Source organism: Lentilactobacillus parakefiri (genome assembly GCF_002157585.1).
GTDB classification, from domain to species: domain Bacteria; phylum Bacillota; class Bacilli; order Lactobacillales; family Lactobacillaceae; genus Lentilactobacillus; species Lentilactobacillus parakefiri.
This window is the reverse complement of record NZ_BDGB01000025.1, coordinates 14,376-28,939: the sequence shown is the minus strand read 5'-3', so window position 1 is coordinate 28,939 and position 14,564 is coordinate 14,376. Positions and strand designations below refer to the sequence as shown.

The 14,564-nt window shown below is 41.1% G+C and carries 26 protein-coding genes; all 26 read right to left on the bottom strand.

The features are described from left to right. Positions 1–18: 18 nt before the first annotated feature. A complete protein-coding gene (gene infA, locus LPKJCM_RS01675; RefSeq protein ID WP_003559541.1) occupies positions 19–237 on the bottom strand; it encodes a translation initiation factor IF-1 in 219 nt (72 codons plus the stop codon). 124 nt (positions 238–361) lie between these two features. After that, positions 362–1,012 carry an adenylate kinase gene (locus tag LPKJCM_RS01670; protein ID WP_174658998.1) on the bottom strand — a complete coding sequence of 217 codons (651 nt, stop codon included), beginning with the start codon at positions 1,010–1,012 and terminating at the stop codon, positions 362–364. A gap of 44 nt (positions 1,013–1,056) precedes the next feature. Continuing rightward, complete coding sequence (secY, locus tag LPKJCM_RS01665) at positions 1,057–2,373, bottom strand: preprotein translocase subunit SecY (protein WP_057963425.1); 1,317 nt, start codon at positions 2,371–2,373, stop codon at positions 1,057–1,059. Then, a complete protein-coding gene (gene rplO, locus LPKJCM_RS01660) occupies positions 2,373–2,807 on the bottom strand; it encodes a 50S ribosomal protein L15 (protein ID WP_013728486.1) in 435 nt (144 codons plus the stop codon). The genes secY and rplO overlap by 1 nt, the downstream gene beginning before the upstream one ends. Positions 2,808–2,832: 25 nt before the next feature. Then, on the bottom strand, positions 2,833–3,018 hold the full coding sequence (gene rpmD, locus LPKJCM_RS01655) for a 50S ribosomal protein L30 (protein WP_013728487.1): 186 nt from the start codon (positions 3,016–3,018) through the stop codon (positions 2,833–2,835). A 14-nt stretch (positions 3,019–3,032) separates the two neighbouring features. Next, a complete protein-coding gene (gene rpsE / locus LPKJCM_RS01650) occupies positions 3,033–3,536 on the bottom strand; it encodes a 30S ribosomal protein S5 (RefSeq protein WP_057963423.1) in 504 nt (167 codons plus the stop codon). A gap of 19 nt (positions 3,537–3,555) precedes the next feature. Continuing rightward, complete coding sequence (rplR, locus tag LPKJCM_RS01645) at positions 3,556–3,921, bottom strand: 50S ribosomal protein L18 (RefSeq protein ID WP_275667835.1); 366 nt, start codon at positions 3,919–3,921, stop codon at positions 3,556–3,558. 28 nt (positions 3,922–3,949) lie between these two features. Further along, the gene (gene rplF / locus LPKJCM_RS01640) at positions 3,950–4,489 is read right to left on the bottom strand and encodes a 50S ribosomal protein L6 (protein ID WP_057963422.1); all 540 of its coding nucleotides are present in this window, start codon (positions 4,487–4,489) and stop codon (positions 3,950–3,952) included. 26 nt (positions 4,490–4,515) lie between these two features. After that, on the bottom strand, positions 4,516–4,914 hold the full coding sequence (gene rpsH / locus LPKJCM_RS01635) for a 30S ribosomal protein S8 (RefSeq protein ID WP_057963421.1): 399 nt from the start codon (positions 4,912–4,914) through the stop codon (positions 4,516–4,518). Between the two features lie 25 nt (positions 4,915–4,939). Beyond that, positions 4,940–5,125: a type Z 30S ribosomal protein S14 gene (locus LPKJCM_RS01630; protein WP_003635667.1), complete on the bottom strand. Its 186-nt coding sequence runs from the start codon at positions 5,123–5,125 to the stop codon at positions 4,940–4,942. A 15-nt stretch (positions 5,126–5,140) separates the two neighbouring features. Next, entirely contained in the window at positions 5,141–5,683 is a 543-nt protein-coding gene (gene rplE / locus LPKJCM_RS01625; RefSeq protein WP_057963420.1) for a 50S ribosomal protein L5, read from the bottom strand. A gap of 28 nt (positions 5,684–5,711) precedes the next feature. Next, entirely contained in the window at positions 5,712–6,020 is a 309-nt protein-coding gene (gene rplX / locus LPKJCM_RS01620; RefSeq protein ID WP_057963419.1) for a 50S ribosomal protein L24, read from the bottom strand. 30 nt (positions 6,021–6,050) lie between these two features. Then, positions 6,051–6,419, bottom strand: coding sequence for a 50S ribosomal protein L14 (gene rplN, locus LPKJCM_RS01615; protein WP_057963429.1), 369 nt, complete (start codon positions 6,417–6,419; stop codon positions 6,051–6,053). A gap of 58 nt (positions 6,420–6,477) precedes the next feature. Next, entirely contained in the window at positions 6,478–6,744 is a 267-nt protein-coding gene (rpsQ, locus tag LPKJCM_RS01610) for a 30S ribosomal protein S17 (RefSeq protein WP_013728496.1), read from the bottom strand. 24 nt (positions 6,745–6,768) lie between these two features. Next, positions 6,769–6,963 carry a 50S ribosomal protein L29 gene (gene rpmC, locus LPKJCM_RS01605; protein ID WP_008855795.1) on the bottom strand — a complete coding sequence of 65 codons (195 nt, stop codon included), beginning with the start codon at positions 6,961–6,963 and terminating at the stop codon, positions 6,769–6,771. After that, complete coding sequence (gene rplP / locus LPKJCM_RS01600) at positions 6,953–7,387, bottom strand: 50S ribosomal protein L16 (protein WP_057825054.1); 435 nt, start codon at positions 7,385–7,387, stop codon at positions 6,953–6,955. The genes rpmC and rplP overlap by 11 nt, the downstream gene beginning before the upstream one ends. Before the next feature lie 2 nt (positions 7,388–7,389). Continuing rightward, positions 7,390–8,055, bottom strand: a complete 666-nt coding sequence (rpsC, locus tag LPKJCM_RS01595; protein ID WP_020281109.1) for a 30S ribosomal protein S3 — start codon at positions 8,053–8,055, stop codon at positions 7,390–7,392. A gap of 3 nt (positions 8,056–8,058) precedes the next feature. Continuing rightward, positions 8,059–8,415, bottom strand: coding sequence for a 50S ribosomal protein L22 (gene rplV, locus LPKJCM_RS01590; protein WP_013728499.1), 357 nt, complete (start codon positions 8,413–8,415; stop codon positions 8,059–8,061). Between the two features lie 18 nt (positions 8,416–8,433). Then, on the bottom strand, positions 8,434–8,709 hold the full coding sequence (gene rpsS / locus LPKJCM_RS01585) for a 30S ribosomal protein S19 (RefSeq protein ID WP_013728500.1): 276 nt from the start codon (positions 8,707–8,709) through the stop codon (positions 8,434–8,436). A gap of 51 nt (positions 8,710–8,760) precedes the next feature. Continuing rightward, positions 8,761–9,600, bottom strand: a complete 840-nt coding sequence (rplB, locus tag LPKJCM_RS01580; RefSeq protein WP_057963418.1) for a 50S ribosomal protein L2 — start codon at positions 9,598–9,600, stop codon at positions 8,761–8,763. Positions 9,601–9,633: 33 nt separating this feature from the next. Continuing rightward, a complete protein-coding gene (gene rplW / locus LPKJCM_RS01575; RefSeq protein WP_013728502.1) occupies positions 9,634–9,921 on the bottom strand; it encodes a 50S ribosomal protein L23 in 288 nt (95 codons plus the stop codon). After that, positions 9,921–10,544 carry a 50S ribosomal protein L4 gene (gene rplD / locus LPKJCM_RS01570; protein ID WP_057963417.1) on the bottom strand — a complete coding sequence of 208 codons (624 nt, stop codon included), beginning with the start codon at positions 10,542–10,544 and terminating at the stop codon, positions 9,921–9,923. Before rplD ends, rplW begins: the two co-directional genes overlap by 1 nt. A gap of 17 nt (positions 10,545–10,561) precedes the next feature. Then, positions 10,562–11,197: a 50S ribosomal protein L3 gene (rplC, locus tag LPKJCM_RS01565; protein WP_057825064.1), complete on the bottom strand. Its 636-nt coding sequence runs from the start codon at positions 11,195–11,197 to the stop codon at positions 10,562–10,564. 27 nt (positions 11,198–11,224) lie between these two features. Next, positions 11,225–11,533, bottom strand: coding sequence for a 30S ribosomal protein S10 (gene rpsJ, locus LPKJCM_RS01560; protein ID WP_057963416.1), 309 nt, complete (start codon positions 11,531–11,533; stop codon positions 11,225–11,227). Positions 11,534–11,906: 373 nt separating this feature from the next. Further along, entirely contained in the window at positions 11,907–14,009 is a 2,103-nt protein-coding gene (gene fusA, locus LPKJCM_RS01555) for an elongation factor G (protein ID WP_057962321.1), read from the bottom strand. A gap of 80 nt (positions 14,010–14,089) precedes the next feature. Further along, entirely contained in the window at positions 14,090–14,560 is a 471-nt protein-coding gene (rpsG, locus tag LPKJCM_RS01550; RefSeq protein WP_057962320.1) for a 30S ribosomal protein S7, read from the bottom strand. Positions 14,561–14,564 lie beyond the last annotated feature (4 nt).

Sequence of the window (14,564 nt, the reverse complement as noted above, 5' to 3'; positions counted from 1 at the left end):
AAAAATGACGAAAAAGGACTACTTAAATCGATAAGTAATACGTCCCTTGGTTAAGTCGTAAGGAGACATTTCAACGGTAACTTTATCTCCCGGAAGGATCCGAATATAATGCATTCGGATCTTACCAGAAACATGAGCTAGAATTTCATGTCCGTTCTCAAGTTCAACACGAAACATTGCATTCGGCAATGTTTCAACGACTTTTCCTTCAACTTCAATAACATTATCTTTAGCCACTCAATACACCTCCAATGTTAAATTAGATTGAATAAATTAAATTAATCTTGACAAACCTATGACAGTTTAACACATTCATTATATTTCATCAATCTAACCGACTCAACACTTAATAAAATGAGGCTTAGAGTGTGCTCAAGATTTTGTCAACATTTTGCCAAACTTCATCAATGTCTTTGCTGCCATCAACATTGAACAAAAGATTGCGATCTTGATAGTATGCAATCAATGGTGTGTTCATCTTAACGTTGACCTTAAGACGATTCTTAACAGCTTCGGGTTTGTCATCCTCACGCTGGTAAAATTCATGTCCACCACAGACATCGCAGGTACCAGGGACCTTGGGCATATGATACAACTTATGATAAGTAGCACCACAGTTTCTACAGATGAAACGACCTGATAGACGCTCTGTCAGCAACTTAGGATCAACATCGATGTTGATCACGGCTGTCAAAGGTTTACTCAAGTCCTGAGTCATTTGAGACAACGCATCTGCTTGCTCCAGGGTTCTGGGATAGCCATCTAACAAGAAGCCCGGTTTGGTATCATCTTGAGCCAATCTCTCTTTAACAATCCCATTGGTCACTTCGTCAGGAACCAAATTCCCCTTATCAGTGAACTCTTTCGCCTTAACCCCGAGAGGTGTGCTATTTGAGATTGCATCGCGGAACATGTCTCCCGTTGAAATATGAGGTACGTGGTACTTATCCACAATAAATTGTGCTTGAGTACCTTTCCCCGCACCAGGTAAACCCATTAATATCAAGTTCAATGACATTTCGTTGCCCTCCTCGTTAATAGCTGAATTGCTTAAAACTAATCTTCAGTTGGTCGTGTATCATGAATAAAGCCAACGTACTCTCGCTTCATCATCAAACCACGAATCTGACGAATCGTTTCAATCGCAACACCAACAACAATTAACAGGCTAGTTCCACCTAATCCAATTGATTCATCCAAATTCCACAGGTTTTGCGCAATCAAAGGAATCAAAGCAACAACTCCAAGGAATAACGCACCTACAGTACTTAATTTCATCAACAGATCAGAAACATAAGATTGCGTCTCATGACCTGGCCATACGCCAGGAATGTAACTGCCTTGCTTTTGCAAATTCTCCGAAAGTTTTTCCGGGTTAACTTGAACAAAAGCATAAAAGAAAGTGAACATGATGATCAAGATTGTATAGAAAGCTGCACCAGTTGGTGTTTGCATATTAAACAAATTGTTCAATACTTGGAACCAAGTCGCAGTTGAATAGTTATTAGTGAACGCCATCAATATAGTTTGGGGAGTTGCAATAAACGAACTTGCAAAGATAACTGGAATAACGCCGGCAACGTTAACCTTCAATGGAAGGTAACTGCTGTCAGGTGAACCAGAAACTCGCCTGGTATATTGAATTGGTACTCTTCGTTCAGCCTGTTGAACCCAAGTAACGAAGGTCACGATCACCAATACGATGATCAGCAATGCAATCGCAAAAAGGATTGGCTGCCACAGATCTGCACCAGAAACACCGACAAAGTACTGTGTCCACAATGACTGAAGGCCAACAGGGATTCGGGCAATAATACCTGCAAAGATAATCATTGAAATCCCGTTTCCTAGTCCACGTTCAGTAATCATGTCACCCATCCAAGTTGTTAACATTGTTCCACCGGTTAAAATCAAGCCAATGATGACAAATGTCTTGATGCTTGGATTTTGAACAAGATTTAAACTACTTAATTGGTTAAATCCTGCAGTGATTCCAACGGATTGGAAAAATGCCAAGATGACGGTTAAGTATCTTGTATGTTGATTTAACTTACGACGACCAACTTCACCCTGTTTACCCCATTCAACATATCTGGGAACGATATCCATCTGGAGCAGCTGGATGATAATTTGTGCAGTAATATATGGGGAAACTCCCATCGCAAAGATGGAGTAGTTAGTTAGTCCACCACCACTGAAAGTGTTTAGGATACTAACCAATCCAGAAGATGCAACGGAGGTTAATGCTTTGGCATTGATCCCGGGAACAGTTATGTATGCTCCCAGACGGAATATAACTAGCACAAACAAAGTAAAAAGCATCTTGTTGCGAATATCCTTCACTTTGAATGCTTTTGCTAAAGTCGAAAGCATTAAACCACCTCGATTTTACCGCCCGCATTTTCAATTACGGATTGTGCAGCTTTTGAGAACTTGTTAGCCTTAACGGTCAACTTCTTAGTAAGTTCACCTTCACCAAGAATCTTGATGCCTGATTTGGCATTCTTAACAAGTCCTGATTGTTGAAGTAATTCAGGCGTAACTTCCGTACCGTTGTCAAAGCTTTCAAGCTTCACAACATTCACAACAGCATATTCCTTACGGTTAATGTTGTTGAATCCACGTTTAGGAATTCGACGGTACAATGGCATTTGGCCACCTTCGAAACCTACACGAGTCTTGCTACGCGCTTTTTGACCCTTTTGACCACGACCAGCAGTTTTACCTTTGCCGGCAGAACGGCCACGACCTTTACGTGTACGTAATGAACGAGAACCTTCAGCAGCCTTCAATTCATTTAATTTCATGAAATTGGCACCTCCTTACTAATTATTAGTCTTTAACTTGTTCAACTTCAATTAAGTGAGCAATTTGGAAAAGGGCTCCACGAATAGATTCGTTGTCTGGTTTAACAACAGTACTATTAACGCGACCCAAGCCAAGTGCCTTCACAATTTTACGTTGCTTTGGAAGGCGATGAGTTACGCTACGTTTTAAAGTAATTTTTAATTGAGCCATCTAAAACACCCTCCTTATTCAGCTAAATGTTGGGTTGAAACCCCACGTAAAGCTGAAATTTCTTCAGCACTCTTCAACTCAACCAAGCCTTTGAATGTTGCTCGGATAACGTTGATAGGAGTATTGGAACCCAGTCGTTTACTAGTAACATCGTCAATACCAGCTAATTCCATCACGGAACGAACGGCACCGCCGGCTGCTACTCCAGAACCTTCTGCAGCAGGCTTCAATAAAATTCGGCCACCACCAAATGTTCCGAGAACTTCATGAGGAATTGTTGTACCAACAATCGGAACCTCAATTAAGTTTTTACGAGCAGCTTCAACAGCCTTACGGATTGCTTCCGGAACTTCTTGTGCTTTACCAGTTCCAAAACCAACATGACCGTGCTTGTCTCCAACAACAACTAAAGCGGCAAAACGAAGGCGACGGCCACCTTTTACAACTTTAGTGATCCGGTTGATTGAAACGACGTTGTCTTCAAGCTCTAATTTATCTGGATCAATAAATTTCTTCATGTGCGGTTATTCCTCCTTTTTAAAATTCTAGTCCATTTTCACGAGCAGCATCTGCAAGAGCTTGAACACGACCATGATACAAATATCCACCACGATCGAAAACAACATCTTTGATGTTCTTTTCGCTAGCACGTTGAGCTACTAATTTACCAACACTGGCTGCTTGTTCAGTCTTGTTACCACTACTGATTGCAGAATCAAGTGTTGAGGCACTAACAAGCGTTACACCCTCTACGTCATCAATTACTTGAGCGTAGATGTTTTTATTAGAACGATAGACATTCAAGCGTGGGCGCTCGGCAGTACCAGAAATTTTATTACGGACACGATTATGACGGCGTTTCCGATTCTTATTCTTATCTGGTTTAGAAATCACAATAGTCACCTCAAAATTTTATTAGGCTGGTATCTTACTACTTACCAGTCTTACCTTCCTTACGAATAATATGTTCGTTTTCATAACGAATACCTTTACCCTTATATGGTTCAGGAGAACGTACTGAACGAACTGATGCAGCAAAGTCACCAACTGCTTGTTTACTGATACCGTTAATGTGAATCGTTGTGTTATCAGGAACTTCAACAGTCAGATCATCTGGAACAGTCATTTCAACGGGGTTTGAATAGCCAACATTCAATGTTAGATTCTTGCCCTTAAGTTGTGCACGATAACCAACACCAACCAACTTCAAAGTCTTCTTGAAGCCAGTGGTGACGCCATCAACCATGTTGCTGACGTTGGCACGAGTTGTACCATGCAATGCACGCACTTTATCATTGTAATCGCCAATGGGCTCAAAGTTAACTTCGTTGCCTTTGATAATCATCTTAATTTGTGATGAAATCTCGCGGGTTAAAGATCCTTTGGCACCTTTAACAGTTACAGTATTTCCATCTGCTTTTACCTCGACACCTTTTGGTAGTTCGATGGTTTTATAACCAATTCGACTCATTAATTACACCTCCGATTTGATGAATTTTACCAGATGTAAGCTAACACTTCGCCGCCAATTTTTTGGGCGCGTGCTTGCTTATCAGTGATCACACCATTTGATGTGGAAATGATAGCAATTCCAAGACCATTTAAAACCTTAGGAACAGCATCTGCTTTAACATATGAACGTAATCCTGGCTTAGAGATTCTCTTAAGACCAGTGATAACACGTTGCTTATCCTTGCCATACTTCAAGAAAACACGGATAATGCCTTGTTTGTCATCTTCGATATATTCAACATCGCGTACAAAACCCTCACGTTTAAGGATCTCAGCGATGTCACGTTTGATTTTTGATGCAGGAACTTCAACTGTTTCATGGTAAACCATGTTTGCATTACGAATGCGAGTTAAAAAGTCTGCAATTGGATCAGTCATAGACATCAGCGCACAACCTCCTTTTTAATTATTACCAACTAGCTTTCTTCATGCCAGGAATTTGACCTTTGTGGGCAAGTTCACGGATGCATAAACGGCATAAATGGAATTTCTTGTATACAGAACGAGGTCGTCCGCAGCGTTCACAACGAGTGTAGTTCTGGGTTGAGAACTTAGCAGGGCGTTCACTTTTTACAATTAATGATTTTTTAGCCAATGTGAAACCTCCTCTTTATCTTGCAAATGGCATACCGAACTGAGCTAATAATTCATGTGACTCTTCATCGGTATTTGCGGTAGTTACGATTACGATATCCAAGCCTCTAACCCGGTTAACATTATCGTAATTAATTTCAGGGAAAATCAATTGTTCGCGGACACCTAAAGTGTAGTTACCACGACCATCAAAGGCACGTGTGCTAACACCATGGAAATCACGGACACGTGGTAATGAAACGTTGACTAACTTATCTAAGAAGTCATACATTCTGTCACCACGGAGCGTAACTTTAGCACCGATTGACATTCCTTCACGTAATCTAAATCCGGCAATTGATTTTTTGGCCTTTGTAACCAATGGCTTCTGACCTGAAATCAGTGCTAATTCAGAAACGGCTTCATCGAGATTCTTAGCATTAGTGACAGCATCACCAACACCCATGTTCAGAACGATCTTATCAATCTTAGGAGCTTGCATAACTGATTTGTAGCTGAATTTATCCATCATATGTGGTGTAATTTCGCTATTGAATTTTTCTCGTAAACGACTTGACATTTAAAAGGTATCCTCCTTTCACTAGTGATTAATCGATCGCTTTTTGCGATTTCTTTGAGTAACGTACTTTTTTACCATCTTCAACTTTAATACCAATTCGAGTTGGTTCGTTGGTTGATGGGTCAATTAGCATAACATTTGATACATGAATTGGCGCTTCGGTATCAACAATTCCACCTTGGGGATTGGTCGAAGAAGCTTTTGTATGCTTCTTAACTTTGTTAATTCCTTCAACAATCACACGATCTTTTGAAGCGATAGTTTTAGTAACTGTCCCTTCCTTACCTTTATCCTTACCACTAATAACACGGACTTTGTCACCAGTTTTAATGAACATCTACGGCACCTCCTTATATCCGGGTAGTGATTACAGTACTTCTGGGGCTAATGAAACAATCTTCATGAAGTTGCTGTCACGTAATTCGCGGGCAACTGGGCCAAAGATACGAGTACCTTGAGGGCTCTTGTCATCACGGATAAGAACCGCAGCATTTTCATCAAAACGAATGTATGAACCATCATTACGACGAGTAACAGCTTTAGTACGTACTACAACAGCTTTAACAACGTCACCCTTTTTGACAACGCCACCTGGTGTTGCTTGTTTAACCGTAGCAACAATGGTATCACCGATTCCGGCATACCTTCTGGCTGAGCCACCTAAAACCTTAATAGTTAACAATTCTCTTGCACCTGAGTTGTCGGCAACTTTCAAACGACTTTCTTGTTGAATCACAGGTATATCCTCCCTTCATCATTGGATCGAATACGATAATAATGATAATTAAGTAAAGTTAAATAATAACTGCTTTTTCAACAATCTTGATTAAACGGAATCGCTTTGTCTTTGACAATGGGCGAGTTTCCATGATTTGAACAAGATCGCCAGTTTTAGCTTCATTATTTTCATCATGAGCTGTAAATTTCTTTGAGTATCTAACACGCTTACCATATGTTGCATGTTTCTTGTAAGTTGAAACTTCAACAGTAATTGTCTTATCACTCTTGTCAGAAACAACGCGTCCTTGATAAACCTTACGCTGGTTACGTTCTTCAGCCATTAATTATACCTCCCTTATCGTATTCTATTTGTTGAGTTCTTGTTGACGAAGTGCAGTCTTAATGCGCGCAATGTTCTTACGAACCTGCTTCAAACGCGCAGTATTCTCCAACTGGCCAGTGGCTAATTGGAAACGAAGATTGAACAGTTCATCTTTGTAATCTTTTTCTTTGTCAATCATTTGAGCAGTGGTCAACTTGCTGATATCTTTAGCCTTCATTTGATTCGCCACCTACTTCCTCACGTTCTATGATCTTAGTACGAACAGGAAGTTTGTTTGATGCAAGGCGTAATGCTTCATGGGCAGTCGCTTTATCAACTCCACCAATTTCGAACAATACTTTGCCACGCTTAACTGGTGAAACCCAGCCAGCTGGTGTACCTTTACCATTACCCATTCGAACTCCGACACCTTTTTCAGTATATGATTTATGAGGGAAAATCTTGATCCAAACTTTTCCTCCACGCTTCATATGACGAGTCATCGCCACACGGCATGCTTCGATTTGACGGTTAGTGATCCAATGTGAATCAAGTGCCTGTAAACCGTAATCACCGAAAGTAACCGTCTTACCACCTTTGGCAGTTCCGCGGAGCTTGCCACGATGTTCACGACGATGCTTTACACGTTTAGGTACTAACATGTTTATTTCCCTCCTTTAGCAGCTTTGCTGTCCTTTGGCTTTTCAGGGAGAACTTCACCACGATAGATCCAAGTTTTTACACCAATTGATCCATAGGTAGTAAAAGCTTCAACCCATGAGTAGTCAATATCTGCTCTTAAAGTATGCAGAGGAACAGTTCCGTCTGAGTATGATTCAACACGAGCCATATCAGCACCATTAAGACGACCAGCAACCTGAGTCTTAATTCCTTTGGCACCAGAACGCATTGTCCGTTGCATTGCTTGACGCATTGCACGACGGAAAGCAACACGGCCTTCCAGTTGACGAGCAATGTTTTCGCCAACCAACTTGGCATCTAAATCAGGCTTCTTGATTTCGATGATGTTGATGTGGACTCTCTTACCTGTGAGGTCATTAAGCTCTTTACGAAGATTTTCAACCTCAGATCCACCCTTACCAATGACCATTCCTGGCTTAGCGGTATGAATCGAAACATTAACGCGGTTTGCTGCACGTTCAATTTCAACAGTAGAAACAGACGCATTAGCAAGACGTTTCTCTATATATTTACGAATTTGTAAATCTTCTTTTAAGTAAGCTGCATAGTCTTTACCTGCATACCACTTAGCTTCCCAGTCGCGAATGATTCCAACTCGTAAACCATTAGGATTTATCTTATTACCCACGCGTTATCCCTCCTCTTTTTCTGATACAACAATTGTAATGTGACTTGTACGCTTGTTGATTGGTGAAGCTGAACCCTTTGCACGAGGACGGAATCGCTTAAGCGTTGGGCCTTCGTTAACAAATGCTTCACTAACAAACAAGTTTTCACTATCTAAATCAAAATTATTTTCTGCATTAGCAACTGCAGATTTAAGAACTTTTGAAACTACCGGAGAAGCACCGCGGGGTGTGAAATCCAAGATTGCGGCTGCTTCAGCAACACTCTTACCTTTAATAAGATCAACTACAAGACGGACCTTACGTGCGGCAATGCGAACAGTTTTGGCAGTTGCTTTTGCTGATGTAACTTGTTCAGCCATTTGTTATCCTCCTTGTTATTAAACAGTCTTCTTATCGTCAGTTCCATGACCATGGAATGTACGAGTGGGTACGAATTCTCCGAGCTTATGACCAACCATGTCTTCTTGAACATATACTGGGACATGCTTACGTCCATCATAAACAGCAAATGTATATCCAATAAAGCTTGGGAAAATCGTTGATCGGCGTGACCAAGTTTTGATAACGGCCTTTTTATCCTGGTCTTTTTGGGCATCTACCTTCTTGAGTAAATACTCATCGGCGAATGGCCCTTTTTTCAAACTACGACTCATTTTGCAACCTCCTCTGCACAGATATTAATCGTGATTAATAAATGCGTTCTATTACATCTTTGAACCTTTACGACGACGAACGATAAACTTGTCCGAACGTGCTTTCTTAGAACGAGTCTTCTTACCAACTGTCTTCTTACCCCATGGTGATAATGGTGATGGAAGACCAACTGGTGCTTTACCTTCACCACCACCATGAGGGTGATCGTTAGGGTTCATTACAGATCCACGAACATGAGGACGTTGACCCTTGTAACGTGTACGACCAGCTTTACCAACATTGATAAGTTCATGTTCTTCATTGCTTACTGAGCCGATAGTTGCACGGTTAGTGCTAAGAATTAAACGAACTTCACCAGATGCCAGTCTTACAAGTGAATACTTGCCATCGCGACCAAGCAATTGAGCAGATGCACCAGCTGAACGAACAAGCTGACCACCCTTACCAGGTTTAAGTTCAATGTTGTGAATAATTGTACCAACTGGAATGTTAGATAATGGCAATGTGTTACCTGGCTTAATATCGGCATTAACGCCAGATTCAACCTTGTCGCCCACCTTTAATCCCTTGGGTGCAATAATGTATGATTTAATTCCGTCAGTATACACAATCAAAGCAATGTTAGCAGTCCGGTTAGGATCGTATTCAATTGCTTTAACTGTGGCATAGACATGATCTTTGATACGTTTGAAATCAATAATACGATATTGATTCTTGTTACCACCACCACGGTGACGAACAGTCATATGTCCGTAATTATTACGGCCGGCTGTTTTACTTTTTGATTCAATCAAAGACTTTTCAGGCTTACGTTTAGTAATTGCGCTGTAGTCTAAGCTTGTCATATTACGTCTACCATTGCTGGTTGGCTTATATGTTTTAATGGCCAAAACGTGTTCCTCCTATATTAGAGATTTGTTTGATTATTCTTCGTTGAATAATTCAATTTCCTTTGAATCTTCGGTTAAGGTAACGATTGCCTTACGACGCTTTTTAGTGTAACCGGCGTAACGACCTTGTCGCTTGAGCTTACCACGAACGTTCATGATATTCACACGGACAACCTTAACATCAAAAATGTCTTCGATCGCCTTTTTAACTTGGGTCTTAGTTGCTCGTAAATCAACATCGAATGTGTATGTCTTGTCGTCCATCTTACTGGTTGTTTCCTCAGTAATAACCGGGCGTAAAATAATATCGCGTGATTCCATTATGCGAGCACCTCCTCTACTTGAGAAAGAGCAGCTTTCGTAATAACAACTTTGTCGTGATCAGCAACATCCAAAGTGTTAATGCCTTGAGCAGAAACAACTTTAACGTTTTCCAAATTACGAGCGGACAGAACTGCCTTTTCGTTGTCGTCTTCCAAAACTACTAATGTCTTAGTTGAAACGTCTAATTTGCTTAATAATTCAGCAAATTCTTTAGTCTTAGGTGCATCAAATTGTAAAGCATCAACAACAACAAACTTGTTGTCGGAAACCTTTTCTGATAACACTGACTTCAATGCTAAACGTGAAACTTTCTTAGGCAAACGGTATGAGTATGAACGTGGAGTAGGTCCAAAAACAATTCCACCGCCACGCCATTGTGGTGAACGGATAGAACCTTGTCGAGCTCTACCAGTACCCTTTTGACGCCAAGGCTTCTTTCCACCGCCGCGAACTGCTGAACGGTTCTTAACGGAATGAGTCCCTTGACGTAAAGAAGCACGTTGCATAACAATTGCGTCAAACACAACGTTATTGTTAGGCTCGATGCCAAAGATACCATCATTTAATGCAACGGTACCATTCTTACTTCCGTCTTGTTTATATAATGCTACGTCAGTCATCTATGGTTGCCTCCCTTCTACTTGTTTGAGCCGTGAACGGCACTTCTAATTGTGATATATGATTTATTTGCACCAGGTACATTACCTTTGATTAAGAGAACATTGTTGTCAGTGTCGGCATTCACGATCTCCAAATTTTGAATGGTAACAGTCTTGTTACCCATTCGTCCAGGCAATTTCATACCAGGAACAACACGGTTAATGATGACACCGAGTGAACCTGGACGACGGTGATAACGAGAACCATGAGTTTCTGGTCCACGTGACTGGCCGTCTTTATGGATGTTACCTTGGTATCCATGACCTTTTGTGGTTCCAGTTACATCAACGATGTCTCCTGGTTTAAAGATATCTGCTTTAACTTCATCAGATACTTTATAGTCTCCCAGCTCAACATCTTTGATTTCTTTAATGAAGCGCTTAGGAGTCGTATTTGCTTTCTTTGCATGACCTTGTTCTGGCTTATTGGTAAGCACAGTACGTTTGTCTGCATAACCTAATTGAACTGAATCGTAACCATCATTTTCAACGGTCTTGATCTGCATAATGACATTAGGTGTCACTTCGACGACAGTTACTGGAACTAACTCACCGTTTTCAGTGAAGACTTGCGTCATTCCAACTTTCTTTCCTAAGATTCCTTTTCTGGTCATGAGTACACCTCCGATATATTGTATTTATTATAGTTTAATTTCAATATCCACACCGCTAGGCAAGTCGAGCTTCATTAATGAGTCAACTGTCTTTGGCGTTGGATTTAAAATATCGATTAATCGCTTGTGAGTCAAAATTTCGAATTGCTCACGAGAATCCTTAAACTTATGTGGTGAAGCTAAAACAGTGTAGATTATACGATCAGTAGGCAATGGAATTGGACCTGAGATAGTAGCTCCAGTTCTTTGCGCAGTTGCAACAATCTTGTCTGCGGATTGATCGAGGATACGATGCTCGTATGCCTTCAATCGAATACGAATTTTTTGTTTTGCCATTGTGTTCCCTCCTTCGTCTATTTTGAAAATAGGACTAACTCCGTGAAAATTACCGCCAAACCCATGGCAAAGCATCCGGGTGTGTCGCAACCTTTCACATCAAAGCTAATACATATTGCTTTAGGGCAAACTTATCCCTAAAAACAAGTACTCAAATAGTGTACTAAAAAAAGCCGCATAAAACAAGTGTTAACAGCAATAAATTCGTTTTGTAATATTACTGTTACTTGAAAAAACAATTTGAACTTTTCTTGACATTCAAATGATCGTAAATAACTTTAACCTATTCATTATACATTGTCGTATGATTATTTAACAGTTCTTTGGATAAAAAAAGGGACCGGAAATAAATTCCGATCTCCTGATTTTGAAATTAATCTTCAGCGGGTTGGTTCCCACCGTTTTTCTTAATAATTTCTGCTTGAATGCTCTTTGGAACTGGCTCGTAATGATCAAATGTCATGGTGAATGTACCACGACCCTGTGATGCAGAACGAAGTGTCGTTGCGTAACCGAACATTTCAGCAAGTGGAACGAATGAATGAATCACTTCAGCACCACTTCTGCTTTCCATTCCATCAACTCGTCCACGTCGTGCAGTAACTTGGCCCATAACATCACCCATGTACTCTTCAGGGACGTTAATATCAACCTTCATGATTGGTTCCAAGATTACTGGAGCGGCAGTTTTAGCAGCATTACGAAGTGCGATTGATGCGGCTACCTTAAATGCAGCTTCACTAGAATCGACTTCATGATAACTACCATCGTATAACTTTGCTTTTAAATCAATTAATGGGTAACCGGCGAGCACACCGTTAGCCAGTGATTCTTTCAAACCTTGTTCTACGGCTGGAATGTATTCACGAGGAACAACACCACCGACGATGGCATCTTCGAATTCGAAACCTTTTCCTTCTTCGTTTGGTGTAAATTCAATCCAAACATCACCATATTGACCTTTACCACCAGACTGACGGATAAATTTACCTTGCGCCTTGGTTGGTTTGGTAAATGCTTCACGGTATGAAACTTGTGGTGCACCAACTGTGGCTTCCACGTGGAATTCACGTTTCATACGATCAATGATGATATCCAAATGCAACTCACCCATTCCGGCGATTAAAGTTTCACCAGTTTCAGGGTTGGTGGTTGCCTTGAATGTTGGGTCTTCTTCAGAAAGCTTTTGAAGCGCAACGTTCATCTTATCCTGGTCAGCCTTAGTCTTAGGTTCTACGGCAACCTGGATAACTGGGTCAGGGAATTCCATTGATTCCAAATGAAGTGGATGATCGACATCAGTCAATGAATCACCGGTTGTGGTGTTCTTTAAACCAATGGCGGCAGCAATATCACCTGAGAATACTTCTGGGATTTCTTGACGGTGATTTGAATGCATTTGAAGCAAACGACCAACACGTTCACGTTTGTCTTTAGTTGCGTTCAAAATATATGAACCTGACTCAAGGGTTCCTGAGTAAACCCGGATGTAAGTTAAACGACCAACGAATGGATCAGTTGCAACTTTGAAAGCCAAAGCAGCAAAACTGGCATCATCGTTAGCTTTCAACTCAATCTTGTCACCCGTTTCAGGATCAGTTGCGTTGTATGGCTTAACATCAAGTGGTGATGGTAAGTAGTCAATAACCGCATCCATCAACATTTGAACACCCTTGTTCTTGAAGGCTGATCCGGCTAATACTGGGAACAGTTCCAAGTTCAAGGTAGCCTTACGAATAGCAGCCTTGATTTCAGGAATCGGAATTTCTTCACCTTCAAGGTACTTGTTCATAATATCGTCATCAACGTCGGCCAACGTTTCAACTAATTGGTCACGGCGCTTCTTAGCTTCATCTTTATATTCATCAGGAACATCAACTGTATCCCAATTTGAACCAAACTTATCTTCGTCGTAGATATCGGCCTTCATTTCGATCAGGTCAATAACCCCTTCGAAATCATCTTCAGCACCGATTGGCATCTGGATAGGAAGTGGCTTAGCATTCAGGCGGTCTTCAATTGAGCCGACTGAGAAATCAAAGTTAGCACCAACTTTATCCATCTTGTTAACAAAGACGATCCGGGGAACGTCATAATCAGATGCTTGACGCCAAACAGTTTCGGTCTGAGGTTCAACACCCGCTTGGGCATCCAAAACAGCGATAGCGCCGTCTAAGACACGCAATGAACGCTCAACTTCAACGGTAAAGTCCACGTGTCCTGGGGTATCAATAATGTTGATACGGTGGTCTTTCCATTGAGCAGTTGTAGCAGCTGACGTGATGGTAATACCACGTTCCTGTTCTTGTGGCATCCAGTCCATTTGTGAAGCACCATCATGGGTTTCACCAATTTTATGAATTTTACCAGTATAGTACAAGATCCGTTCGGTTGTGGTCGTTTTACCAGCATCGATATGGGCCATAATCCCGATATTACGAGTTTTTTCGAGCGGAAACTCTCGTTTGTTAGCCATTGTGTAACTCCTTCCGATTCGTACAAAAAGTGGCTAAATCAGCCACTTATTAGTTTGAGCTGTTTAGAAAAATCCTGAGATTACCAACGATAATGTGCAAAGGCACGGTTGGCTTGAGCCATTCTGTGTGTATCTTCACGTTTCTTAACTGATGCACCTGTGTTATTAGCAGCATCCATGATCTCACGTGCAAGACGTTCAGTCATCGTATGCTCACCACGTGAACGGGCGTAGTTAACGATCCAACGCAAGCCCAATGTTGTCCGGCGATCTGGTCGAACTTCAATTGGCACTTGGTAGTTAGAACCACCAACACGACGAGCCTTAACTTCAAGAACCGGCATAACGTTCTTCATAGCTTCTTCAAAGACGTCAACTGGTTCGTTGTTAGTTTCTTTCTTAATTAAATCAAATGCACCATATAAAATTTGTGATGCAGTTCCACGTTTACCGTCTAACATCAAACGGTTAATTAAACGGGTTACCAATTTTGAGTTATAAATTGGATCAGGAAGTACTTCCCGTTTTTGAACATTTCCTTTTCTAGGCATTTCG

What these genes read in the sequence shown, in the direction of transcription:
- rplE (WP_057963420.1), bottom strand. Translation starts at nt 5,683, where the DNA reads ATGTCAAGTCGTTTACGAGAAAAATTCAATAGCGAAATTACACCACAT.
- rpmD (WP_013728487.1), bottom strand. Translation starts at nt 3,018, where the DNA reads ATGGCTCAATTAAAAATTACTTTAAAACGTAGCGTAACTCATCGCCTT.
- rpsQ (WP_013728496.1), bottom strand. Translation starts at nt 6,744, where the DNA reads ATGGCTGAAGAACGTAACCAGCGTAAGGTTTATCAAGGACGCGTTGTT.
- rplC (WP_057825064.1), bottom strand. Translation starts at nt 11,197, where the DNA reads ATGACCAGAAAAGGAATCTTAGGAAAGAAAGTTGGAATGACGCAAGTC.
- rplP (WP_057825054.1), bottom strand. Translation starts at nt 7,387, where the DNA reads ATGTTAGTACCTAAACGTGTAAAGCATCGTCGTGAACATCGTGGCAAG.
- rplD (WP_057963417.1), bottom strand. Translation starts at nt 10,544, where the DNA reads ATGACTGACGTAGCATTATATAAACAAGACGGAAGTAAGAATGGTACC.
- rplV (WP_013728499.1), bottom strand. Translation starts at nt 8,415, where the DNA reads ATGGCTGAACAAGTTACATCAGCAAAAGCAACTGCCAAAACTGTTCGC.
- secY (WP_057963425.1), bottom strand. Translation starts at nt 2,373, where the DNA reads ATGCTTTCGACTTTAGCAAAAGCATTCAAAGTGAAGGATATTCGCAAC.
- fusA (WP_057962321.1), bottom strand. Translation starts at nt 14,009, where the DNA reads ATGGCTAACAAACGAGAGTTTCCGCTCGAAAAAACTCGTAATATCGGG.
- rpsG (WP_057962320.1), bottom strand. Translation starts at nt 14,560, where the DNA reads ATGCCTAGAAAAGGAAATGTTCAAAAACGGGAAGTACTTCCTGATCCA.
- rplO (WP_013728486.1), bottom strand. Translation starts at nt 2,807, where the DNA reads ATGAAATTAAATGAATTGAAGGCTGCTGAAGGTTCTCGTTCATTACGT.
- rpsE (WP_057963423.1), bottom strand. Translation starts at nt 3,536, where the DNA reads ATGAAGAAATTTATTGATCCAGATAAATTAGAGCTTGAAGACAACGTC.
- rpsJ (WP_057963416.1), bottom strand. Translation starts at nt 11,533, where the DNA reads ATGGCAAAACAAAAAATTCGTATTCGATTGAAGGCATACGAGCATCGT.
- rplF (WP_057963422.1), bottom strand. Translation starts at nt 4,489, where the DNA reads ATGAGTCGAATTGGTTATAAAACCATCGAACTACCAAAAGGTGTCGAG.
- rplW (WP_013728502.1), bottom strand. Translation starts at nt 9,921, where the DNA reads ATGGAATCACGCGATATTATTTTACGCCCGGTTATTACTGAGGAAACA.
- rpmC (WP_008855795.1), bottom strand. Translation starts at nt 6,963, where the DNA reads ATGAAGGCTAAAGATATCAGCAAGTTGACCACTGCTCAAATGATTGAC.
- rpsS (WP_013728500.1), bottom strand. Translation starts at nt 8,709, where the DNA reads ATGAGTCGTAGTTTGAAAAAAGGGCCATTCGCCGATGAGTATTTACTC.
- rpsH (WP_057963421.1), bottom strand. Translation starts at nt 4,914, where the DNA reads ATGTCTATGACTGATCCAATTGCAGACTTTTTAACTCGCATTCGTAAT.
- rplX (WP_057963419.1), bottom strand. Translation starts at nt 6,020, where the DNA reads ATGTTCATTAAAACTGGTGACAAAGTCCGTGTTATTAGTGGTAAGGAT.